We start from the raw sequence: 23,026 nt of genomic DNA on the forward strand, positions 1-23,026 counted from the left end.
CACAACCCCGGCCGATTTGCCGAGACCGCGCGGACACCTTACGCTGCCGCCATCCCCCCTTCCGGCTCCGAGCATGATCAGCCTCCGCCATATCGAAGTCTTCCGCGCCGTCATGACTACCGGCAGCGTCACCCGTGCGGCGGCCTTCCTGCATACCAGCCAGCCCACCGTCAGCCGCGAGCTGGCGCGGCTGGAGCAACTGGTCGGCTTCGAGCTGTTCCTGCGCGAGCGCGGGCGGCTGGCGCCGACGGCGCGGGCGTTGATGCTGTTCGAGGAAGTGGAGCGCTCCTTCAGCGGACTGGAGCGCATCGTCGCCTTCGCCGGCAGCCTGGGGCAGTTCGCCGAGGGCAAGTTCTCCATCGGCTGCCTGCCGGCGCTATCCCAGGCGCTGCTGCCGGAAGCCTGCAGACGCTTCAGCCGGGAAAACCCGGCCATCAGCCTGGAAGTCGCGGCGCTGGAGTCGCCGCATCTGGAAGAGGCCCTCAGCGCCCAGCACCACGACATCGGTCTGATCGAGAACGACGACGCCCCGCGCGGCACCGAGCTGCAGCCGCTGCTGGCAGTGGACGAGGTGTGCATTCTCCCGGATGGCCACCCGCTGCTGGCCCGCGAGCGCCTGGAAGCAACGGATTTCGCCGGCCAGCCCTTCGTCAGCCTGGCCACCAGCGACCGCTATCGGCACCTGATCGACGCGGTATTCCTCGGCGCCGGCGTGCAGCGGCAGATGCAGGTGGAAACCCACAGCGCCGTCTCGGTGTGCAGCATGGTCCGCGCCGGACTGGGCCTGGCCGTGGTCAACCCGATCACCGCGCTGATGTTCCAGGGCCAGGGCATCCAGCTGCGCCCGCTGGCGTTCTCGCTGCCGTTCCAGGTGAGCGTGGCGAAGCCGCTGTACCGCCCCGCTACGCCGCTGCGCGAGCGCTTCGTCGCGGCACTTCAGGCAGAAGCTGGCGTGCTGGTGCAGCGCCTGCGCGAAGCCGGCGTTGGCTGCACCCTATATCAAAAATGAATTGACCGAATAACAAGCGGCATTATTCAGCCAGACAAAGGCCCGGTAGACTAGCGGCATCTACTTTCGGAGCCCATTCATGACTTCCCTCGCCCTGCCCCGCGCCGAACAGCTCGCCCTGCAATTCGGCACCCCGCTGTGGATCTACGACGCCGCCACCATCCGCAGCCAGATCGAGCGTCTGAAGAGCTTCGATATCATCCGCTTCGCCCAGAAGGCCTGCTCCAACCTGCACATCCTGCGCCTGATGCGCGAACAGGGGGTGAAAGTCGACGCCGTTTCCCAGGGCGAACTGCTGCGTGCCCTGGCCGCCGGCTACTCGTGCCGCGAGGATGAATCCGAGATCGTCTTCACTGCCGACCTGCTGGACCGCACCACCCTGGAAACCGTGGTCGAGCACGGCATCCCGGTGAACGCCGGCTCCATCGACATGCTCCGCCAGCTGGGCGAAGTCGCCCCCGGCCACCCGGTGTGGCTGCGCATCAACCCCGGTTTCGGCCACGGCCACAGCAACAAGACCAACACCGGCGGCGAACACTCCAAGCACGGTATCTGGCACAGCGACCTGCGCGCCGCCCTGGACGTGATCCGCGAACGCGGCCTGCGCCTGGTCGGCCTGCACATGCACATCGGCTCGGGCGTCGACTACGGCCACCTGGCCCAGGTCGGCGAAGCCATGCTCGGCCTGGTGCAGCAGGTGAAGGACGCCGGCCACGACCTGTCCGGCATCTCCGCCGGCGGCGGCCTGTCCATCCCCTACCGCGCCGGCGACGCGGAAGTGGACACCGCGCACTACTTCCAGCTGTGGGACAAGGCGCGCAAGGCCGCCGAAGCCGTGGTCGGCCACAAACTGCACCTGGAGATCGAGCCGGGCCGCTACCTGGTCGCCCAGTCCGGCTGCCTGCTCAGCGAAGTACGCGCCACCAAGGACGCCGGCCGCAACCACTTCGTGCTGGTGGACGCCGGCTTCAACGAGCTGATGCGCCCGTCCATGTATGGCAGCTACCACGGCATCCGCGTACTGGCCGGCGACGTGGCCAGCCGCGAGGTGATCGACACCGTGGTGGCCGGCCCGCTATGCGAGTCCGGCGACGTGTTCACCCAGGGTGACGGCGGCGTGGTCATCCCCCGCGCCCTGCCGCGCGCCCAGGTCGGCGACCTGCTGCTGATCGAGGATACCGGCGCGTATGGCGCGTCCATGTCGTCGAACTACAACAGCCGTCCGCTGATCGCCGAAGTGCTGCTGGAAGGCACCGAAGCCAGGCTGATCCGCCGCCGCCAGCGCGTGGAAGAGCTGCTGGCGCTGGAAGAAGACCTGGGCTGATCGCTCCGTAAGATCAAATGCCCCTCACCCTAACCCTCTCCCGCAAGCGGGAGAGGGGACCGTTCGGTACAGGATGAAACCAAGGCGTCAGTCGGCACGGTCCGCCCCCTCTCCCTCCGGGAGAGGGCTGGGGTGAGGGGAAACCGCCGGCACGTATTTCCAGCAAGAGAAACCCCTCACCGATCGATGCGCGTCGACAGGATGATCGACGACATCGTCCGCTCTACCCCGTCCAGCGCGCCAATGCGGTCCAGCACCGCATCCAGGTCGCGGATCGACAGCGCCTCGACGATCACGATCATGTCGAAGTTGCCGCTCACTGAATGCAGGGTCTTCACCTCGGCGATCTTCTCCAGCGCCTGCACCACCTGGTGCGACAGCTTCGGCAGCGCCGTCACCAGCACGTGGGCGCGCACCAGCGACTGCGCGTAGCTGTCCGACACCTTGATCGAATAGCCGCTGATGATGCCCTGCTGCTCCAGCCGCTCGATGCGGCTCTGTACCGTAGAACGAGATACCCCGAGCTTGCGCGCCAGTTCGGAGATCGACTCGCGGGCGTTGGCGCGCAACAGGTTCAACAGGGCCGCATCGGCATTTTTCGTCATATTGCTCATTGGATTGATCAATCTGCCTGAATACTCTCGCCAATCTTGCAGATTGTCAGGTTCATTTCAACGACGGCCTTTGCAATAGTGGACGCCACGGCGAGCCCTCACAGCTCGCCATTTCTTTGCCCGCGCGCCATCCATCGACTGGCCTCTGCGGGCCGCAGAAAGCCTTGCCAAGCTGGTGCTACAAGCCGGCACGCCGCGTACGTCGAAAAAAAATAGAAGGGAGCCTCCAATGCACAAGAACCGCCATCCCCACACCCCCGGCAAGAAACCGGTGACCATCTTCGGCCCGGACTTCCCCTTCGCCTTCGACGACTGGATCGAGCACCCCGCCGGCCTGGGCAGCATCCCCGCCGAGAAGCACGGCCAGGAAGTGGCCATCGTCGGCGCCGGCATCTCCGGGCTGGTGGCGGCCTACGAGCTGATGAAGATGGGCCTGAAGCCCGTCGTCTATGAAGCCTCGAAGATGGGCGGTCGCCTGCGCTCGGAGACCTTCGAAGGCGCCGAGGGCATCATCGCCGAGCTGGGCGGCATGCGCTTCCCGGTGTCCAGCACGGCCTTCTACCACTACGTCGACAAGCTCGGCCTGGAAACCCGGCCCTTCCCCAACCCGCTGACCCCGGCCTCGGGCAGCACCGTGGTCGACCTGGAAGGCACCAGCCACTACGCGGAGAAGATCGACGACCTGCCGGAAATCTTCCGCGAAGTCGCCCAGGCCTGGGCCGACGCGCTGGAAGACGGCGCGCGCTTCTCCGAGATCCAGGAAGCCATCCGCGAGCGCGACACGGTCAAGCTCAAGGCTCTGTGGGACGAGCTGGTGCCCAAGTGGGACGACCGCACCTTCTACGACTTCGTCGCCAGCTCCAAGGCCTTCTCCCGGCTGTCCTTCCAGCACCGCGAAATCTTCGGCCAGGTCGGCTTCGGCACCGGCGGCTGGGATTCGGACTTCCCCAACTCCATGCTGGAAATCTTCCGCGTGGTGATGACCAACTGCGACGACCACCAGCATCTGGTCGTAGGCGGTGTCGAGCAGGTACCGCGCGGCATCTGGAGCCACGTGCCGGAAAACTGCGCGCACTGGCCGGCCGGCACCTCCCTGGCCTCGCTGCACAACGGCGCACCGCGCCCGGGCGTGAAGAAGATCGCCCGCGCCACCGATGGCACCTTCGCCGTCACCGACTACTGGGGCGATACCCGCCACTACGCGGCCGTCCTGGCGACCTGCCAGACCTGGCTGCTGACCACCCAGATCGAATGCGAGGAAGCGCTGTTCTCGCAGAAGATGTGGATGGCCCTGGACCGCACCCGCTACATGCAATCCTCGAAGACCTTCGTGATGGTCGACCGGCCGTTCTGGAAGGACAAGGACCCGCAGACCGGCCGCGACGTCATGAGCATGACCCTCACCGACCGCCTGACCCGCGGCACCTACCTGTTCGACAACGGCGACGACAAGCCGGGGGTGATCTGCCTGTCCTACTCCTGGATGAGCGACGCCATGAAGATGCTCCCGCACCCGGTGGAGAAGCGCGTGCAGCTGGCCCTGGACGCACTGAAGAAGGTCTACCCGAAGGTCGACATCGCCGGGCACATCATCGGCAACCCGATCACCGTATCCTGGGAGGCCGACCCGCACTTCCTCGGCGCCTTCAAGGGCGCGCTGCCGGGCCACTACCGCTACAACCAGCGCATGTACGCGCACTTCATGCAGGACGACATGCCCGCCGAACAGCGCGGCATCTTCATCGCTGGCGACGATGTGTCCTGGACCCCAGCCTGGGTGGAAGGCGCGGTGCAGACCTCGCTCAATGCCGTGTGGGGCATCATGAAGCACTTCGGCGGTGCCACCCATCCGCAGAACCCCGGCCCTGGCGATCGCTTCGCCGAGCTTGGCCCGATGGTGCTGCCGGATTGATTCATTCCACTCAGTGAAGAGCGGCTCGCGCAGGGCCGGGTTCAGGTGCAAACTGCCTGGTCCCGGCCTTGCGCATTTCGAAGGAGAACACCATGTACCTCGCCCTCTACCAGTGCCCGCCCGGCCCCGAGGACGTCGCCGGCAACCTGCAGCGTCTGGAGCAGGCTGCCCGGCAGGCGGTGCAGAACGGTGCGGACCTGCTGGTGCTGCCGGAGATGTTCCTGTCCGGCTACAACATCGGCGCTAAACGCGTCGCGGAGCTGGCGGAAAGCGCCGACGGCCCCTCCGCCCGGCGCATCGCCGAGATCGCCCAATCCAACAAGCTCGGCATTCTCTACGGCTACCCGGAGCGCGACAGCAGCGGCGCCATCTTCAACAGCGTGCAGCTGATCGACCGCCAGGGCGAACGCCGCGCCAACTACCGCAAGACCCACCTCTACGGTGATCTCGACCGCAGCCAGTTCAGCGCTTCCGACGAGCCGCCGGCGATCTTCGAGCTGGACGGCTGGAAGATCGGCCTGCTGATCTGCTTCGACGTGGAGTTCCCCGAGGCCGTGCGCACTCTGGCGCTGGCAGGCGCGGATATCGTGCTGGTGCCCACCGCCAACATGCGTCCCTACGAGTTCGTCGCCCAGGTCCTGGTGCCGACCCGCGCCTACGAGAACCAGGTGTTCCTCGCCTACGCCAACTATGTCGGCAGCGAGGGCGAAATCGAGTACTGCGGCCTGAGCAGCATCGTCGCCCCCGACGGCCAGGTGCTGACCAAGGCCAAGCACAGCGAGGAACTGCTGGTAGCCGAGCTGGACCCGCAACGCATCGCCCTGGCGCGCGAGGGCTACAGCTACGTGCACTTGCGGCGGCCGGTGCTGTATCGCAGCTGAAGAAAAGCCCGGCATCACGCCGGGCTTTATTTTTTGTAGGACCGAGGGGGACGCCTAGTCCTTGCTCGCGAACCCGCCTGACGCCGAAGCCGCGGGCGAATCTGTTCGCGAGCAAGCTCGCTCCTACAGGTTCCCTCAGCGATGGCAAGCCTGGCAGCTGCGCACCGGCCCGCTGGCGTGGAAAGCCTGTAATCGTTCGAGGTGACAGCTCTGGCACAGCCGATGGAAATCCGCCTCGATACGCACCGCCAGCGCCGGGCTCTGCTTGTGGCAGAGAATGCAGGTGCGGTTGCCGGAGACCGAAGGCGACTGGTCCTTGTAGTCGTGGTGACAGGTGATGCAGTTCACCGAGGCGTGCGGCTCGTGGGGGAAGGCCAACGGCATCAGCGGCCGGCTGCGTTGCCAATGCCCGTGGGCGAACCACGCTCCCACCGACAGCGCCACGACTGAAACAAGCAAAAGCCCGATCCAGGCTCGCTTCATAGCGGCAGCTCCAGGTTCGCCAGCAGGCTGTAGAGCGCCGAAAGCCCGATGATCACACCGCTCGCTGCCAGCGCGAACCAGGTGGCCCTTTGCGCCGTGTTCCGCTGACGCCCGCTGATACCGTTGCCAGGTTTTGGCAAGCGCGGCCAGATGGCCGCCGCCAGCATCAGCGTCACCAGCAGTGCCACCTTCCAGATGCCACCGCTGTAGTACCCCGCGCCAAGCACGTGCACGGCCATCAGCAACAGGGCAAAAAGACTAGCGCCGTAATGCCAGCGGCGGAACGAAGCAGCGCTGCGGCTCCAGCGCGGGCGGACGCGGTTCAGGCTGGAGATCGCGAGCACCAGCATCAGGATCGCCGACGCCAACCCGGCGAGCATGTAGCCGGGCGCGGATGGCAGCAGGTCCTCGATCAGCAGTGGTTCATCGACCAGCAGCACGCCGATATGCACCAGCAGCAGCGCAACGGCGGCAAAGCCCAGGTCGCGGTGCAGGCGCAGGAAGAACTTGCCTTCATACAGCGGGCGCGGCTGCGGGCGGCCAGCGATGACGAACAGCAGCCCCAGCAGGCAGGCGCCGAGCAGCCCGGCAGCGTTGGCGAAATCCCAGGCATAGCCAAGCCCCGGCATGGCGCCGAGGCCGAGCAGGATGGCGGCCGGCAGCAGGCAGCCGAGCGCCAGGCGCGCAATCAGCGCAGGCATGGGGAACTCCGATCGAGAGACTAGCGCCGGAGGCTAGCAATTGCCGGCGGCGCGCGAGTGTCGCTGCCTGCCAGACGAATTGCCAGCTGTGCCACCGCGCACCGACCTTATCCCGTAGGAGCGAGCTTGCTCGCAAACGAAGTACCCCTGCGGCGCTGACATCAAGCGGGTTCGCGAGCAAGCTCGCTCCTACATGATCCAGTCCGCAGGATGGGTGGAGTGCAGCGATACTCATGCTGCTGGCGCGCAGGCGGATTGATGGGTATCGCTGCGCTCCACGCCATCCTACGCAGAGCGGTCCGGCTTACAGATCGAGCACCAACCGCGCCGACCGGGCCCGCGAAACACAGGCGCAGATCTGCTTGTTGGAGGCCTTCTCCTTGTTCGACAGGCAGTTGTCGCGGTGCTCCGGTTCGCCTTCCAGCACCTCGACGATGCAGGTGCCGCAGATGCCCTCGCGGCACTCGGTGTCGATGTCGCAGCCGTGGGCCTGCAGCACGTCCACCAGGGTCGAGTCCGCCGGTACGTGAAGCACCACGCCGGAGCTGGCCAGTTCCACGTCGAAGGAACCCGCCGGCGCCGCGTTGGCGGCCGGGTCGGCCTGGAAGTGCTCCAGGTGGATGGCCTCTTCCGGGCGGCTGCGCGCGGCGATCTCCACTACCTTGTTCATGAACGGCGCCGGGCCGCAGGTATAGACGTGAGCGTGTTGCGGCGCGCGCGCCAGGCATTCGCCCAGCACGTTGTCCAGATCGGCCGGCTCGACGCCGTAGTGCAGCTCGACCTTGCCAACAAAAGCCTCGCTGGCCAGCAGCTCGACGAAAGCCGCGTGCTCGGCGGAACGGGCGAAGTAGTGCAGGCGATAGGGCTCGCCCCTGGCGTTCAGCCGGTAAGCCATGCTCAGCAGCGGCGTGACGCCGATACCCGCAGCGAACAGCACGTGCTCGCGGGCTTCCGGCGCCAGGCGGAACAGGTTGCGCGGCGCGCCGATGTCCAGCTCCGCGCCTTCCTGCACGTCGTGCAGGGCACTGGAGCCGCCACGGGAAGCGCCCTCCTTCTTCACCGCCACCAGGTAGGCGGTACGGTCGTCCGGCGGGCTGCACAGCGAATACTGGCGCGTCACCCCGGTGGGCCCGGTGACGTCGACGTGGGCGCCCGGCTCGTAGGCGTCGAACGGCTGGCCATCACAACGTACGAGACGCAGGGAACGGATGTCCTGCGCTTCCTCGACGATCCTTTCGATTCTGACTTTCATCATGGCGTTACCTGCAAGGCATTGGGTGCGGGCTCTGTGGCCCCTTTCCGGCCTCTTTGTTACGAGCGGACGGGTTTATCGGTTCTTGTGTGGAGCGAGGATTTATCCTCTCTCCGAATGGTTGACTCTGGAGCGTGCGCCTTGCCCTCACCCCAGCCCTGGCTGCGCGCCCCGCTCAGAGGGAGAGGGAGCAGAATGTGCCGGCGGACGCCGTGGTTTCATCCTGCTCCAAACAGTCCCCTCTCCCTCCGGGAGAGGGTTAGGGTGAGGGGCTTTCAGCCCTAGCGCCCGGACTCAACCTCAACGCATGAACAACCCACCATTGATATCCCAGCAGGCGCCCGTTACCGACCCAGCGTTCTCCGCACACAGCAGCAACACGCTGTCGGCGATGAAGGTCGGGTCGCCCAGGCGGCCGGCGGGGATGGTCTTGAGGATCCGTTCCAGACGCTCGGGCGCCACGCTTTCGTAGACCACCGGCAAGTCCAGCGGCCCCGGCGAGATGGCGTTGACGGTCACGCCCTGCGCCGAGAGTTCGCGGGCGAACACCTTGGTCAGGGTCGCCACGCCGCCCTTGGCCGCGGCGTAGTGGCCGCCGGTGGCGGTGCCGCCGTTCTGCCCGGCCAGCGAGGCGATGTTGACGATGCGGCCAAATCCGCGAGCCGCAAAGTGCGTACCGAACACCTGGCAGGCGACGAAGGTGCCGCGCAGGTTCACCGCCATGGAGGCGTCGAAGTCCTCCGGGCTGATGTCCATCAGTGCGGCGACCTTCGACATCCCGGCGTTGTTCACCAGGATGTCGGTGCCGCCCCAGCGCTCGGCAATCACATCGCGAGCACGTTCGAAATCGGCTTTCTCCCGCGCATCCAGCTTCAAGCCGAGGGCTGAGCGGCCCTCCGGGTCGAGCTCATCGGCCAGGCGCTGCACCGCATCTTCGTTGAGGTCGGCCAGCGCCACGCGCAGGCCGGCGGCGTGCAGGCGACGGGCGATGACTTCGCCCAACCCGCGTGCGGCGCCGGATACCAGGGCAACTCGTTGCATGGTGTGGCCCTCAGAGCAGGAAGCCGAGCGCGTTGAGCGCGTCTTCGGCGTTGATCAGGCGAATCACCTTGCGCTCCAGGCGGGCTTGCCCGTCGGTGAAGCGGATGCGGTGGTTCAGGTCGGCAATGAACGGCGTCGCCACGCCACGCTTGTAGGCGTAGAGCACCTGCGCCGAGTTCACCTCGACCAGGTCGCCCGCCGCTTCCACCAGGGAAAAGCGCGAGATCGTGCGGACAGTCTTCGCCGCGTAAACCGCCGACGGCGAATGGCCGCCGGTAAGGCGTTCGATGCGCAGCGCACGCATGCGCGCGTCGTCGAAGACGTAGTTCAGGCTGGCGGCGAAGTCATCGTCCTCGCCGTCGATCGGCACCACGTAGATGCCGTCCTCGCTCCACAGCTGCGACCACTGCGCGTAGTCCTTGCGATCGAGCAGCTCGGCCTCGCGCCAGACGAATTCGATGGCCTTGGCCAGCGGGCCGGAGAAGCCGTTCAGGGTGTCGTTGCTCATTGGCTCATCATCCTTTTCCACATCTGGTACGCCTCGCGCATGCCGCCTTCGTCGGTGGCGTGGGAGACCTTGTCGCCGTTCTCGGCGACCACTTCGCGGTTCAGCCCGCGGTTGACCAGGATCGGTGCGTCGACGCCGGCGTAGGAGCCGCGCTGCACGCGGTCCCAGGCCTCGGCGTCATCCGGGCTGCCAAAGCCGAACGGGCCCTGGAAGTGCTCGTGGATGCGCATGCGCTCGCGGTTGGCGATTTCCGGGCCGCCGTCCATGCCGAGGGCGACGTGGCGAATCTCGGTCTCGGTGACGGAGATCGGCCGCAGCACGCGGAAGAACGACATGGACATGGCCACGTTGGGGAACAGGTTGAGGTTGAAACCGGCGCCATGCAGCGAGCGGACGATGCGGCGCACCTGTGCAGGCTCCATGGTTTTCGACAGTTCCTCGGTGACGTGGGCGAAGCGCTCCTGGAGCTGCTCGGTACCGTCGTCGTGGTCGAGGTCGACGTGTTCGGGGACCATCACCATCACGCTGTGGCCGTTGCCCAGGGCGTGGGTGACTGCCTGCTCGTCGCTCATGAACGACAGCATCTCTTCGGTCTCTTCATCCACCGAGGACATGAACGACTTGTGCACGATGGGGAAGTGGTAGCCGTCGGTGGTGTTTTCCAGCTGGATCTTCCAGTTGCCGCGGAAGGTGAACTTGTGTTCGCCCTGGGTCTTGATCGGGTAGCCGGCGCCCTGCTTCATGAACAGGTCCATCCAGTGCCTGGCCCCGCCGAGGAAGTCTTGCAGCGGCTCGATCTCGTCGTTGTAGGTGGCGAACACCATGCCGGCGTAGCTTTCCACGCGCAGGCTGGTCAGCGGCAGCTCGGACTTGTCGAGGATGTCCTCGTAGCCGTCCGGGTACGGCAGCGCACGCAGTTTGCCGTCCAGCGCGTAGGACCAACTGTGGTACGGGCAGGTGAAGCCGGTGGCGTTGCCCTTGTGCTTCTCGCAGACGGTGGCGCCACGGTGGCGGCAGCGGTTTTCCAGGACGTTGATGTTGCCCTTCTTGTCGCGCACCACGATCACCGGGCGGCGGCCGACGCTGGTGGTCTTGAAGTCGCCGGCGTTGCGCACTTCGCTTTCGTGGGCGACCCACACCCAGGTGCGGTAGAAGATCTTGTCCATCTCCGCTTCGAACAGTTGCGGGTCGTTGTACAGCGAGACATCGACGCGGTCGTCACCGACCAGCTCTTCGACGCTGCGCGACCGGGCGATCAGCCGGTATTCGTGAGCGCTCATGCCCATCTCCTCATGCCGATTTCTTATGTTTTTGCGCAGGCCGCGTGGCGGCCAGGCTGTGTTCGAGTTGCGCACCAAAGGCGCACACGCGTTCGTCGTCGCCCTTGCGGCCGATGATCTGCAGGCCGACTTTCAGCCCGCCGCAATCCAGGTCCACCGGCACGGTCAGCGCCGGGTGTCCACTGAGGTTGAAAGGCCGTACCAGGGGCGTCATGCCGGCCACCGATTTGCCGTTGCGCGCATCGCTGAGCAGCGGCGGCAGGTCGGGCATGGTCGGCAGCAGCAGGACTTCGAAGTCCTCCAGCGCGGCGTCGATGGCGCGGGTGAAGTGCTCGCGCACTATCTCCGCCTCGGCGCGCTCGGCGTCGGTGGTGCGGCTGGCCAGCAGCAGGCGCTGCTCGACATCAGTGCCGATCAGGCCCTTGCCGGTCAGCGCCGCATAGGCGGCCCAGTTCTCGTGATTGATCACCACCAGCCCGGCCTGGAAAGCCGCCTCGAACTCGCCGAGGAACAGATGGCTGCGGCGCCAGCCGGCGCGGTCGGCGGCGGCACCCAGGCAGGCCTGGATATGCGGCGCGGACGGCACTTCGAGGAAGGCCACGCGGGCGCCCTCGCCCGGCAACTGCACGTTGCCGAAGCTGGGGCAGATGACCTGCATGGCGGCGATCAGGTCGGCCATGTTGGCGGCGAACGGGCCGACGCAATCCAGGCTGCTCTGCGCCGGATGGACGCCGTCGCGGCTGACACGGCCGAGCGTCGGCTTCAGCCCGGCAATACCACAGCAGGCCGCCGGCACGCGCACCGAACCACCGGTATCGGTGCCCAGCGCGATATCTGCCAAGCCGGCTGCGACGGCGGACGCGGAGCCGCTGGAGGAACCGCCGGGCACGCGGTCCGGCGCCATCGGGTTGATCGGCGTGCCGGTCCAGTCATTGATGCCGGTGACGCCGAAGGCCAGTTCGTGAAGATTGGTCTTGCCGACGATCTGCCAGCCGGCGTTCAGCACGGCGTCGACCACGAACGCGTTGCGCGTGGCCGGCGCGGCGTCGGCCAGCGCGCGGGTGCCACAGCGGGTCGGGTAGCCGGCGATGTCGATGCTGTCCTTGACCGCGACGCGCTTGCCGTCGCCGCCGAGAATGAATTCGCTGACGAAAGTGCTCATGGACGGCCCTCCCCTGCACCACCCAGCGCGCGTTGCGAGAGGCGCTGGGTACGGAAATGACTGATCTGCCAGCGCCCGTCGATCTCGCGGAAATCGATGTCCAGGCGCGTGCCGAACAGCTCGGTGTGGCCCTCGGCATAGGTCGAGAGCTGCTGCATGATCCATTGCCCGCGCGCGGTGCGGCCGTCGACGCGGATCGACTCGCTGGTGAGGAAATGCAGGTTCAGCGTGAAGTGCGGCGACGGCGGCAGGTAGCCGAAGACGAACGCGGCGATCGCCTCGCGGCCCTGGTGATGGCCGAAGGTCTGCGCCGTGGTCGTGCCGATGCCTTCCCACACCGCGTCCTCGCTGAACAGCTCAGCCAGCTCGGTGATCGCCACCGGCGCGCGCGGCACGTCGCAAAGGTCCATGTAGCGGGCCATCAACCGGCGCACCTGGCTTTCCCCTTCGAGGACCTCCAGGCGGCGGTTCAGCTCGGCCATGCTCAGGCTGCTCATGGCTCAGGTCCGCGCGGCTTCGGGGATGGTCAGCGGGCGGCCGATGCGTGCCTCGACCTTGGCGTACTTCCACAGGCTGTACTCGCCCACCGGGGTGGTGCGGAACAGGTTGCAGGCGTCGATCACGGTCTGGTGGCAATCCACGTCGGCCATGATGTAGACGGTCCAGGGCGAGGTGGTGGACGGGCCGACCATCAGGCGGTCGTCATCCAGCACGCCGAGCACGTTCATGCCCGGCAGCGCGCCGAGGTCGCTCATCATTTGCGAGAAGCCTTTCCACACGGTGATGCCTTCACCGGTGGGCAGGTCAAAGAACGGCTGGGCGATGCCGATGCAGAACAGTACGCGCAAGGGTTCGGTGGTCGGACGGGTCATGCTTCGAGTCCTTGTTTTTATGTCAGATGTATCCGGGGAACGGCGGCACATCGAGCAGCACCGCACCGGCGCCGTCGTACATGCCATCGCTCAAGAAGGCGTGCTGGGTCACCACCATGGCGTCGCGCAGGTAGCGCTGCAGCGGGTGGTTCAGGTAGATCGCCGTGGTGCCGGCCAGGCTGTAGGCGCGGCGTACCACGTCGGCGCCGGCGCGGGACACGTGCACGGCGGCCAGGCGCAACTGGCTGACCTGCTCGGGGCTGACGGCGTTGCCGGCGAGGATGGAATCCCAGACGGTCTCGGTAGCGTCGTAGAAGAAGCCGCGCGCGGCCTGCAGCTCAGCCTCGGCCTTGCCGATCTCGATGCGCACATAGGCGCGGTCGCCGAGCTTGGGCGCACCGGTCACGCCGCTGGAAGACGCCATGCGGGTGATCTCGTCCAGCGCCGCGCGGGCCAGGCCGAGGTTGACCACGGCCAGTACCTGGGCGGCATAGGCGATGGTCGGGTAGCGGTACAGCGGTTCGTCGATGTTCGATTCGCCGCCGCGGATGAAGGTCCAGTCGTCCGCAACGAAGGCGTTGTCCAGCTTCAGGTCGTGACTGCCGGTGCCCTTGAGGCCGACCACGTTCCAGTTCTCGACGATCTCCACGTCCATGGCGCGCAGCAGCGCGGTGCGCGGCTTGCCGCCCGGGCCACCGATGCCGATGCCGACGCCGAGCACGTCGGCGCCCTTGCAGCCGCTGGCGAATTTCCAGGTGCCACTGACGCGCCAGCCGCCTTCGACCTGGGTGGCCGGCTGGATCGGGAACAGGCCGCCGGCGAACACCAGGTCCGGGCCGTCGGCATAGAGTTCGGCAAGGGTGTGGCGCGGCAATGCGGTGAGGTAGGTGCTGGCGCTGCCGAAGCTGGCCACCCAGCCGGCGGAGCCGTCGGCTTCGGCGATACGCTCGACCAGTTTCAGGAACTGCGCCGGCGGCAGTGCATCGCCGCCGAAGCAGCGCGGGGTCGCGGCGCGGTAGATGCCGACATCGCGGAAGCGTTCGATCATGTCGCGGGGAACGTGGGAGCGGGTGTCGAATTCATCGCGGCGCTGGCGCACTTCATCGAGTACGCGCTGGAATTCGAGGGCACGACCGTCCGCATCGAGCGGTTCGGCGAGGGCGGCACGCAGCATGGCGGCATCTCCGGTTGTTCTTGTAAGGGCCGGCCCGTTCGATGCGGGCTGGTCGTCGTTGGGGCCAGTGTAAGAACCGCCATATGCGCCCAACTATTGGGGCGTGCAGCCCCATGCCTAAAGGAATCCCCTAGTCGGCGCCGGGTTACTCCGCAGTCCCTTCGCGCTACGCTGCGCGGTATAAAGGCGCCACTGCCTACCCGTCCCCTGCAATCGAGAGCGAGCTTCGATGTTCCAGCCCAAGCCCGACGACTTCCTCGCCCTGCTCCAGGCCATGCCGCTGTGCGTAATCCTCCACGACGCGCAGACCAAGGAAATCCTCTGGGCCAACAACGCCGCACTGGCCGTGCTTGGTTTCACGCTGGAAGAGCTGGTACCGCTGAAAGCCCCGGACATGACCGCCAAGGCGCCGCAGTACCGCCGCTCGGTCGGCCTGCGCTGGCTGGAAGGCGCCGCGCGCACCGGCCAGCGCACCATCGAGTGGTGCTACCGCTCCAAGCAGGGCGTGGAAATCCTCTCCGAGGCGGTGGCCACCCGCGTGCACCTGCAGGAGCGCGATGTGCTGATGGTGCAGTTCCGCGACATCTCGAAGGAGAAGCAGGTCGAGCGCGACCTGCAGCGTTTCGAGAGCCGCCTGAAGGCCTTCATGCAGGACCTCGCCGAAGGCGTGGCGGTGCTGGATGCGGACGGCAACCTGCGCTTCCTCAGCGAATCCGCCCTGCCCCTGCTGGGCGGCAGCCAGGACGACTGGATGGCGCACAACTTCCTCGGCCGCTGCGACAGCGCCACGCGCCCGCGCCTGGAACACCACCTGGCGATGCAGCCGCCGAGCCGCGAGCCCTACTCGGTCAGCTATCAATTGCAGCGCCTGGACGGCGAATGGCGCTGGCACCACGCGACCTGCCGCTACATCGAGATCGAGGACGACCTGGTCGGCCACCTGCTGCTGTTCCGCGACGTCACCGAGCAGGTCCGCGCCGCCCAGGCGCAACGCCAGAGCGACCAGAAGCTGGAATACCTGGCGCGCTACAACGCCATGGGCGAAATGGCCCTGGCGATTGCCCACGAACTCAGCCAGCCGCTGGCGGCGACACGCAACTTCATCGAAGGCGCGCTGATCCGCCTGGACCGCGAACAGAAGGCCGAAGCCTCCGCCGCCTGGGGCCTGGACAGCGCCGTGCGGCAGATCGAGCACGCCTCGCTGATCATCAAGAGCGTGCGCGAGTACGTGGTGAAACTGGAGCAGGCCGAACAACGCATCGACCTCAACGAACTGCTCGGCGAAACGCTCTACTTCATCAGCCTCAAGGCCCAGCCGAGCAACGTGCGCGTGCAACTGGAGCGCTGCGACGAACCGCTGTGGGTGAGCTGCGAGAAGGTGCTGGTCGGCCAGGTGATCCTCAACCTCGCCTTCAACGCCATCGAAGAAATGCTCAACCTCCCCGAGGAGCACCGCCTGCTGCGTATCCGCACCTCTCGCGAAGGCAACAGCGCGCGGCTGTGCGTGCTGGATCAGGGCCGTGGCATCGATGCCGGGGCCAAGGAGCGGCTGTTCGATGGGTTCTTCACCTCCAAGGTGAGCGGCAACGGGATCGGCCTGGCGCTGTGCCAAAGCATCGTCTCGCGGCACCGCGGGGATATCTGGGCGGAGAACGTCGAGCCGTGCGGCGCGATGTTCTGCTTCGGGTTGCCGTTGGCGGACCGACCGTAAACACGGCACGACGCTTTTCGTAGGATGGGTGGAGCGCAGCGATACCCATCGCCAGCAACATACCGGCCAGCATGGGTATCGCTGCGCTCCACCCATCCTACATCCGAGACTCGCCGGTAAGGCCGCCACCGTAGGGCGCATAACCCGAAACGGGTTATCCGCCGATAGGCACGCGGCGGATAACGCTGGCGCGTTATGCGCCCTACGAAACTGGGGGTTCGCGAGCAAGCTCGCTCCTACGAAGATCAAAAGAAACGGCGCCCGCAGGCGCCGTCATTGGCTTGGGGAAACCTCAGCCGTGGGACTTCTTGATGATCGCCTCGGCGATATTCGCCGGCGCCTCGGCGTACTTGGTGAACTCCATCGAGTAGCTCGCGCGCCCCTGGGACATCGAGCGCACATCCGTGGCATAGCCGAACATCTCGCCCAGCGGCACCTCGGCGCGGATGACCTTGCCGGCCGGCGTATCTTCCATCCCCTGGATCAGCCCGCGCCGGCGGTTGAGGTCGCCCATCACGTCGCCCATGTAGTCCTCCGGCGTTACCACCTCGACCTTCATCACCGGCTCCAGCAGCACCGCGCCGCCCTTCTGCGAGAGCTGCTTGGTTGCCATCGATGCGGCGATCTTGAACGCCATCTCGCTGGAGTCGACGTCGTGGTAGGAGCCGTCGAATACCGAGGCCTTCAGGCCAATCAGCGGGTAGCCGGCGAGCACGCCGTTCTGCATCTGCTCCTCGATGCCCTTCTGGATCGCCGGGATGAACTCACGCGGGATCACGCCGCCGACCACCTCGTTGACGAACTCCAGCCCATCCTTGCCCTCGTCGCCCGGCTCGAAGCGAATCCAGCAGTGGCCGAACTGGCCACGGCCGCCGGACTGGCGGACGAACTTGCCTTCGATCTCGCACTTCTTGCGGATCGCCTCGCGGTAGGCCACCTGCGGCTTGCCGATGTTGGCCTCGACGTTGAACTCGCGGCGCATGCGGTCGACGATGATGTCCAGGTGCAGCTCGCCCATGCCGGAGATGATGGTCTGCCCGGTTTCCTCGTCGGTCTTGACGCGGAACGAGGGGTCTTCCTGGGCCAGCTTGGACAGGGCGATGCCCATCTTCTCCTGGTCGGCCTTGGTCTTGGGTTCCACGGCCACCGAGATCACCGGGTCGGGGAAGTCCATGCGTTCGAGGATGATCGGCTTGTCGATGGAACACAGGGTGTCGCCGGTGGTGACATCCTTCATGCCGATCAGCGCGGCGATGTCGCCGGCGCGCACTTCCTTGATTTCCTCGCGCTGGTTGGCGTGCATCTGCACCATCCGGCCGACGCGCTCCTTCTTGATCTTCACCGAGTTGAGCACGGCGTCGCCGCTGCTGAGCACGCCGGAATAGACGCGGGCGAAGGTCAGGGTGCCGACGAAGGGGTCGGTGGCGATCTTGAAGGCCAATGCCGAGAACGGCTCGCTGTCGTCGGCGTGGCGCTCCAGATGCTTCTCTTCATCATCCGGGTCGGTGCCATTGATCGCGGGGATTTCCGAGGGCGCCGGCAAGTAGTCGATGACGGCGTCGAGCACCAGCGGCACGCCCTTGTTCTTGAACGAGGAACCCAGCACCGCCGGGACGATCTCGTTGGCCAGGGTGCGCTGGCGCAGGCCGGCCTTGATTTCCGCGATGCTCAGTTCCTCGCCTTCGAGGTACTTGTTCATCAGCTCGTCGTTGGCTTCGGCGGCGGCCTCGACCATGTGCGCGCGCCATTCGTCCGCCAGCGCCTGCAGTTCGGCGGGGATCGGCTCCTCGGTGTAGCTGGTGCCCTGGTCGGCGTCGTTCCAGACGATGGCCTTCATCTTCACCAGGTCGATCTGCCCGGCGAAGTTTTCCTCCGAGCCGATGGCCAGCTGGATCGGCACCGGCGTGTGGCCCAGGCGCTGCTTGATCTGCGCGACCACACGGAGGAAGTCGGCGCCCTGGCGGTCCATCTTGTTGACGTAGGCCAGGCGCGGCACGTGGTACTTGTTGGCCTGGCGCCAGACCGTCTCGGACTGCGGCTCGACGCCGTCGGCGCCGCTGAACACCACCACCGCGCCGTCGAGCACGCGCAGCGAGCGCTCCACTTCGATGGTGAAGTCGACGTGGCCGGGGGTGTCGATGATGTTGAAGCGGTACTTGTGGTCGTACTGCTTGGTCGAGCCTTGCCAGAACGCCGTGGTGGCCGCCGAGGTGATGGTGATGCCGCGTTCCTGTTCCTGCACCATCCAGTCCATGGTCGCCGCGCCGTCGTGCACCTCGCCCATCTTGTGGTTCACGCCGGTGTAGAAAAGGATGCGCTCGGTCGTGGTGGTCTTGCCGGCGTCCACGTGGGCGACGATGCCGATATTGCGGTAAAGCTCGATGGGCGTATTGCGAGCCATGCTGTGCTCCGTTTCTGCTGGTTGACTGCCGGGCCTGTTGCTGCGGGTCCGTTGCCTGCGCGGGACGGCGGGAGGAAGTGCGGCATCAGAAATTTCTGAGCGCAACAGGCTCAAGGTAGCGCGTCTTCGTGGCAATTCCAGTGCGGCGAGGTCGCCGGTGTCGCAGTCCGACCGGCTGCGTCGCTCCGGCATTGCGCTGCACGGCGGGAAAACCATAAAATGATAGGCATTCTCAAATGAAAATCTGACGCACGTACCGTGGCCCCCGTCGAATCCCCTTCCCCGCAGCACCTGCACACTCTCTATAACGAGCACAACGGCTGGCTCCAGCAGTGGCTGCGCGGCAAGCTGGGCAACGCCTGGGATGCCGCCGACCTCGCCCATGACACCTTCCTGCGCCTGCTGCGGCGGCCGCTGGAGGACCTCGGCGAGCGCCCGCGCGCCCTTCTCACTCACATCGCCAAGGGCCTGCTGGTGGACCGCTGGCGGCGCCAGGAGATCGAGCGCGCCTACCTGGAAAGCGTCGCCGCGCTGCCCGAAGAGCGGGTGCCTGGCCCGGAAACCCGCGAACTGATCTTCGAGGCGCTGGAGCGCATCGATACTGCCCTGAGCGAATTGCCGGCGCTGACCCGCGAGGCTTTCCTGCTGTCACAACTGGATGGCCTGACCTACCCGGTGATCGCCGAGCGCCTGGGCATTTCCCTGGCCAGCGTGAAGCGCTACATGCGCTCCGGTTTCGTCGCCTGCCTGAGCGTCGCCTGATGCGCGAACAACCGCTGGACCCCGGCATCCTCGGCGAAGCCGCCGACTGGCTGGTGCGCCTCAATGAACATCCCGCCAGCAACGCCGATCTGCAAGCCATCGAGCAATGGCGCGCGCGCAGCGCCCAGCACGCCGAAGCCTGGCGTCGCGCCGAAGCCCTGCTCGGCCTGCGCCAGCTGCCGCCGGGGCTCGGCCGGCAGAGCCTGCAACGCAGCGGCCTGAGCCGCCGGCAGATGCTCAACCGCCTGGGCGTGTTGATGGCAGTAGCCCCGGCTGCCTGGCTGGTGGCCCGGCAGATGCCGTGGGCGGAGTGGAATGCCGACCTGCGCACCGCCGTGGGCGAGCGCAAGCACCTGCGCCTGCCAGATGGCAGCCAGATCACGCTGAACACCAGCAGCGCGGTGAATGTGGCCTACAACGCCGGCGAACGCCGCCTCAGCCTGGTGGAAGGCGAAATCCTCGTCGACGCCCTCCCCGATCCGCGTCCGTTCCTCGTCGACAGCCGACACGGCCTGCTGCGCACCCAGTCCGCGCGCTTCAGCCTGCGCGACCTCGGCGATGCCTGCCGGGTCGCGGTGCTGAGCAAGGAAGTCAGCGTCGAATTGCCGGGAGCCGCGAGCCAGGTGGTCGGCGCCGGCCAGCAGCTGGTGTTCGGCGCGCAGGGCTTCCAGCCCCTGCAAAGCGCGGACGCCAACGCCAGCGCCTGGGAAAACGGCATGCTGCTGGCCCAGGGCATGCGCCTGGATGCCCTGCTGGAAGAACTCGGCCGCTACCGCAGCGGCTTCCTGCGCTGTGACCCGCGCCTGGCCAACCTGCGCGTGACCGGGGCGATCCCGGTTGGCGACAGCGACGCCGGGCTGGCACTGCTGGCGGACATGCTGCCAGTGAAGCTGCGGCGGATGACGCGGTATTGGGTGACGGTGGAGCCGGCGTGAGCCGGGAGCAAAGTGTGCTTCCTGCTATTCCTGCGCCCACGGCGTCCCCCTCACCCCAGCCCTCTCCCTCAGGGAGAGGGGGCCGTGTGGTGCAGGACGAAACCCTCGGCGTCAGCCGGCACGATCTGCTCCCTCTCCCCCTGGGAGAGGGTTGGGGTGAGGGCATGCCACCACTCCGAACTATCCATTGCCCTGTAGGAGCGAGCTTGCTCGCGAACAGATTCTCCGGCCGCGCTGGCGCTGGGCGGTTCGCGAGCAGGAGCTGGGCGCCCCCCTCGCCCCTACAGAACAGACAACCTGAAATTTTTTCGCCCACCCCTGACACCTTTTTCGATCTCGCCCGGTGAAGAGGAAGACAACCTCTATTCGCCGACAGGAACACTCCATGCTCCTCCGCTCCCGCCTCCGCCCGCACTCCCTCGCCCTGGCCGTCGGCCTGGCCCTGACTGGCGGCGTCGTGCTGCCCACCCTGGCCGCCGAAGCCAGCAGCGAACAGCGCCAGTACGACATCGCCCCCGGCCCGCTGGGCGAGGTGCTGGCGCGCTTTGCCGCCCAGGCCGGCGTGCCGCTGGCCTTCGAGGCGCAGGCGCTGAATGCTCAGCAAAGCACAGGGCTGAAAGGCAGCTTCGCGCCGGAGCAAGGCCTGGAGCGCCTGCTCGAAGGCAGCGGCTACCGCCTGGTACGCAAGAGCAGCGGCTACGGCGTGGAGGCCGCGCCAGATGACAGCGGTGCCCTGGAGATGGACGCCACCACCGTCAGCGGCGCCGTGCAGCAGCGCGGCGAGCTGCCGCCCGCCTACGCTGGCGGCCAGGTCGCCCGTGGCGCGCGGCTGGGCATGCTGGGTGACCAGGACATGCAGGACGTGCCCTTCAGCTTCGCCAGCTACACCGCCAGGACCATCCAGGACCAGCAGGCGCAAACCGTCGGCGACGTTCTGCTCAACGATGCCTCGGTGCGCCAGGGCAATGGCTACGGCAACTTCTCGCAGATCTTCGTCATCCGCGGCCTGCCGCTGAGCACTGACGACGTCTCGCTCAACGGCCTGTACGGCGTCACCCCGCGGCAGATCATCGGCACCGAATCGCTGGAACGCGTCGAGCTGTTCAAGGGCCCCAACGCCTTCATCAACGGCGTGACGCCCAGCGGCAGCGGCATTGGCGGTGCGGTCAACCTGCAGACCAAGCGCGCCGACGACGTCCCCACCCGCAGCGTGACCCTGGGCTATGGCAGCGACAACCAGATCGGCGAGCACCTCGACCTCGGCCAGCGCTTCGGCGAGGACAACCGCTTCGGCGCGCGGGTCAACCTGGCCCAGCGCGAGGGCGAGACCGGCGTCGACGACGAGAACCAGCGTTACAAGCTGGCCACCGTCAACCTCGACTACCGCGGCGAGCGCCTGCGCCTGATGACCGACTTCGGCTACCAGAAGCAGCGCATCAACCAGGGTCGCCCGGTGGTCTACGTCGGCACCGGCGTCACCAGCATTCCCCACGCCCCGGACGCCGACCACAACTACGGCCAGTCCTGGAGCTACTCGCAGCTGGAAGACAGCTTCGGCATGTTCCGCGCCGAGTACGACCTCAACGACAGCTGGACCGCCTACCTCTCCGGCGGCGCCAAGCACACCCGCGAGAACGGCGCCTACTCGGCCCTGACGCTGAGCGACAACTACGGTGCCGCAGGCGGCGGCATGATGGATGCCACCCACGACGAGGACAACAAGAGCGCCATGGCCGGCCTCAACGGCCACTTCGCCACCGGCCCGGTCAGCCACCAGATGAACCTCAGCGTCGCCGGCATCTGGGCCGAGCAGCGCAGCGCCTACACCATGACCACCAAGCGCTACCCCACCGACATCTATAACCCGGTGCAGACGCCCAAGCCCGCGCCAACCCTTACCGGCGGCGACTACAGCGACCCCGGCATCGTCGGCAAGACACTGAACAAGAGCCTGGCCGCCGCCGATACCCTGGGCTTCCTCGACGACCGCGTGCTGCTGACCGTCGGCGTACGCCGCCAGAGCATCGGCACCGATGGCTGGAACTACGTCGGCAAGCGCACCGCCACCTACGACGAATCCATCACCACGCCAGTCTATGGCCTGGTAGTGAAACCCACCGATTACCTGTCGCTCTACGCCAACCGCATCGAAGGCCTGGCCGCCGGCCCGACCGCACCCAGCAGCGCGGCGAACTTCGGCGAAGTGTTCGCGCCGAACCGTTCCAAACAGGTTGAAGTGGGCGCCAAGCTCGACTTCGGCAGCTACGGCGGCAACCTGGCCTTCTACCGCATCGAGCAGCCCTTCAGCACCACCGACCCGGACTCGAAGATCTTCAGCGTCGACGGCGAGCAGGAAAACCGCGGCATCGAGCTGAACGTCTTCGGCGAGCCGGTGGACGGCCTGCGCCTGCTGGCCGGCGGCACCTGGATCGACACCGAGCTGAAGAACACCGCCGGCGGCAAGACCGACGGTAACCGCGCCGTGGGCGTGCCGACCTTCCAGTACAACCTGGGCGCCGACTGGGATGTCCCCGGCATCCAGGGCGCCGCCATCAACGGCCGCGTGCTGCGCACCGGCGGCCAGTACCTGGACGCCGCCAACGACCTGAGCATCCCGGCCTGGACCCGCTTCGACCTCGGCGCCCGCTACGCCTTCAAGGTCGACGAGCGCGACGTGACGCTGCGCGCCAACCTGGAGAACGTCGCCAACAAGTCGTACTGGGCCTCCACCATCGGCGGCTACCTGACCCAGGGCGACCCGCGCACCCTGAAGCTGTCGATGACCCTGGACTTCTGATTTCCCCTTCGCGACAGGGACGTCGCCCCTCTTCCTCCGCCAGTCGTCGCGACTGCCGGGCTCTGCGCGGGAGTCACCGGCGGACCGGCGGCGGCAATTCGGGCTTTCAGAATCAGCAGGTTGCGCCGTTCTGCGGCGAATCGCGCCAGCGCAGCGGCGCCGTTCGACCGCTGCGTTACTGGATTGAAACACCCTTCCGGGTCCATG

The 23,026-nt window shown here is 66.7% G+C and carries 20 protein-coding genes; 8 read left to right on the forward strand and 12 right to left on the reverse strand.

What is annotated here, in order from left to right:
- Positions 1 to 73 precede the first annotated feature (73 nt).
- Complete coding sequence (locus N5C91_RS27085; RefSeq protein ID WP_236173604.1) at positions 74 to 1,009, forward strand: LysR family transcriptional regulator; 936 nt, start codon at positions 74 to 76, stop codon at positions 1,007 to 1,009.
- Positions 1,010 to 1,088: 79 nt separating this feature from the next.
- A complete protein-coding gene (gene lysA / locus N5C91_RS27090; RefSeq protein WP_279833297.1) occupies positions 1,089 to 2,333 on the forward strand; it encodes a diaminopimelate decarboxylase in 1,245 nt (414 codons plus the stop codon).
- A gap of 176 nt (positions 2,334 to 2,509) precedes the next feature.
- On the opposite strand, the gene N5C91_RS27095 is transcribed toward lysA, so the two are convergent.
- A complete protein-coding gene (locus N5C91_RS27095) occupies positions 2,510 to 2,938 on the reverse strand; it encodes an Lrp/AsnC family transcriptional regulator (protein ID WP_088417584.1) in 429 nt (142 codons plus the stop codon).
- Positions 2,939 to 3,176: 238 nt separating this feature from the next.
- Here N5C91_RS27095 and N5C91_RS27100 point away from each other — a divergent pair, with 238 nt between their 5' ends.
- Both N5C91_RS27100 and N5C91_RS27105 read left to right on the forward strand, forming a co-directional pair.
- The gene (locus N5C91_RS27100; protein ID WP_279833301.1) at positions 3,177 to 4,859 is read left to right on the forward strand and encodes an NAD(P)/FAD-dependent oxidoreductase; all 1,683 of its coding nucleotides are present in this window, start codon (positions 3,177 to 3,179) and stop codon (positions 4,857 to 4,859) included.
- Between the two features lie 92 nt (positions 4,860 to 4,951).
- Positions 4,952 to 5,740, forward strand: coding sequence for a carbon-nitrogen hydrolase family protein (locus N5C91_RS27105; RefSeq protein WP_279833303.1), 789 nt, complete (start codon positions 4,952 to 4,954; stop codon positions 5,738 to 5,740).
- 135 nt (positions 5,741 to 5,875) lie between these two features.
- Here the strand turns inward: N5C91_RS27105 and N5C91_RS27110 are convergent, their stop codons facing one another.
- From N5C91_RS27110 to N5C91_RS27155, 10 genes are all read right to left on the reverse strand, one after another.
- Positions 5,876 to 6,199: a cytochrome c3 family protein gene (locus N5C91_RS27110; protein ID WP_279833305.1), complete on the reverse strand. Its 324-nt coding sequence runs from the start codon at positions 6,197 to 6,199 to the stop codon at positions 5,876 to 5,878.
- A gap of 20 nt (positions 6,200 to 6,219) precedes the next feature.
- The gene (locus N5C91_RS27115; RefSeq protein WP_279833308.1) at positions 6,220 to 6,924 is read right to left on the reverse strand and encodes a ferric reductase-like transmembrane domain-containing protein; all 705 of its coding nucleotides are present in this window, start codon (positions 6,922 to 6,924) and stop codon (positions 6,220 to 6,222) included.
- A gap of 304 nt (positions 6,925 to 7,228) precedes the next feature.
- Complete coding sequence (locus N5C91_RS27120) at positions 7,229 to 8,179, reverse strand: PDR/VanB family oxidoreductase (protein ID WP_279833309.1); 951 nt, start codon at positions 8,177 to 8,179, stop codon at positions 7,229 to 7,231.
- A gap of 297 nt (positions 8,180 to 8,476) precedes the next feature.
- Positions 8,477 to 9,217, reverse strand: a complete 741-nt coding sequence (locus tag N5C91_RS27125) for an SDR family oxidoreductase (protein WP_279833311.1) — start codon at positions 9,215 to 9,217, stop codon at positions 8,477 to 8,479.
- A 10-nt stretch (positions 9,218 to 9,227) separates the two neighbouring features.
- A complete protein-coding gene (locus N5C91_RS27130) occupies positions 9,228 to 9,725 on the reverse strand; it encodes an aromatic-ring-hydroxylating dioxygenase subunit beta (RefSeq protein ID WP_279833313.1) in 498 nt (165 codons plus the stop codon).
- Positions 9,722 to 11,005 carry an aromatic ring-hydroxylating dioxygenase subunit alpha gene (locus tag N5C91_RS27135; RefSeq protein ID WP_279833315.1) on the reverse strand — a complete coding sequence of 428 codons (1,284 nt, stop codon included), beginning with the start codon at positions 11,003 to 11,005 and terminating at the stop codon, positions 9,722 to 9,724. Before N5C91_RS27135 ends, N5C91_RS27130 begins: the two co-directional genes overlap by 4 nt.
- 10 nt (positions 11,006 to 11,015) lie before the next feature.
- Positions 11,016 to 12,167, reverse strand: coding sequence for an amidase (locus N5C91_RS27140; RefSeq protein ID WP_279833317.1), 1,152 nt, complete (start codon positions 12,165 to 12,167; stop codon positions 11,016 to 11,018).
- Positions 12,164 to 12,649 carry a nuclear transport factor 2 family protein gene (locus N5C91_RS27145; protein WP_236175587.1) on the reverse strand — a complete coding sequence of 162 codons (486 nt, stop codon included), beginning with the start codon at positions 12,647 to 12,649 and terminating at the stop codon, positions 12,164 to 12,166. Before N5C91_RS27145 ends, N5C91_RS27140 begins: the two co-directional genes overlap by 4 nt.
- An 18-nt stretch (positions 12,650 to 12,667) precedes the next feature.
- Positions 12,668 to 13,039, reverse strand: a complete 372-nt coding sequence (locus N5C91_RS27150; RefSeq protein WP_017516776.1) for a hypothetical protein — start codon at positions 13,037 to 13,039, stop codon at positions 12,668 to 12,670.
- Between the two features lie 22 nt (positions 13,040 to 13,061).
- On the reverse strand, positions 13,062 to 14,213 hold the full coding sequence (locus tag N5C91_RS27155; protein ID WP_279833320.1) for an acyl-CoA dehydrogenase family protein: 1,152 nt from the start codon (positions 14,211 to 14,213) through the stop codon (positions 13,062 to 13,064).
- A 229-nt stretch (positions 14,214 to 14,442) separates the two neighbouring features.
- Here N5C91_RS27155 and N5C91_RS27160 point away from each other — a divergent pair, with 229 nt between their 5' ends.
- On the forward strand, positions 14,443 to 15,924 hold the full coding sequence (locus tag N5C91_RS27160) for a PAS domain S-box protein (protein WP_279833322.1): 1,482 nt from the start codon (positions 14,443 to 14,445) through the stop codon (positions 15,922 to 15,924).
- Positions 15,925 to 16,216: 292 nt separating this feature from the next.
- On the opposite strand, the gene fusA is transcribed toward N5C91_RS27160, so the two are convergent.
- Entirely contained in the window at positions 16,217 to 18,325 is a 2,109-nt protein-coding gene (fusA, locus tag N5C91_RS27165) for an elongation factor G (RefSeq protein ID WP_236175575.1), read from the reverse strand.
- 258 nt (positions 18,326 to 18,583) lie between these two features.
- Here fusA and N5C91_RS27170 point away from each other — a divergent pair, with 258 nt between their 5' ends.
- From N5C91_RS27170 to N5C91_RS27180, 3 genes are all read left to right on the forward strand, one after another.
- Positions 18,584 to 19,087, forward strand: a complete 504-nt coding sequence (locus N5C91_RS27170; protein WP_279833324.1) for a sigma-70 family RNA polymerase sigma factor — start codon at positions 18,584 to 18,586, stop codon at positions 19,085 to 19,087.
- Complete coding sequence (locus N5C91_RS27175) at positions 19,087 to 20,022, forward strand: FecR family protein (RefSeq protein WP_279833325.1); 936 nt, start codon at positions 19,087 to 19,089, stop codon at positions 20,020 to 20,022. Before N5C91_RS27170 ends, N5C91_RS27175 begins: the two co-directional genes overlap by 1 nt.
- Positions 20,023 to 20,407: 385 nt before the next feature.
- The gene (locus N5C91_RS27180; protein ID WP_279833326.1) at positions 20,408 to 22,819 is read left to right on the forward strand and encodes a TonB-dependent receptor; all 2,412 of its coding nucleotides are present in this window, start codon (positions 20,408 to 20,410) and stop codon (positions 22,817 to 22,819) included.
- Positions 22,820 to 23,026: the final 207 nt, after the last annotated feature.

Origin of the sequence: Pseudomonas sp. GD03903, assembly GCF_029840045.1 — a bacterium.
Lineage (GTDB): Bacteria > Pseudomonadota > Gammaproteobacteria > Pseudomonadales > Pseudomonadaceae > Pseudomonas > Pseudomonas pseudonitroreducens.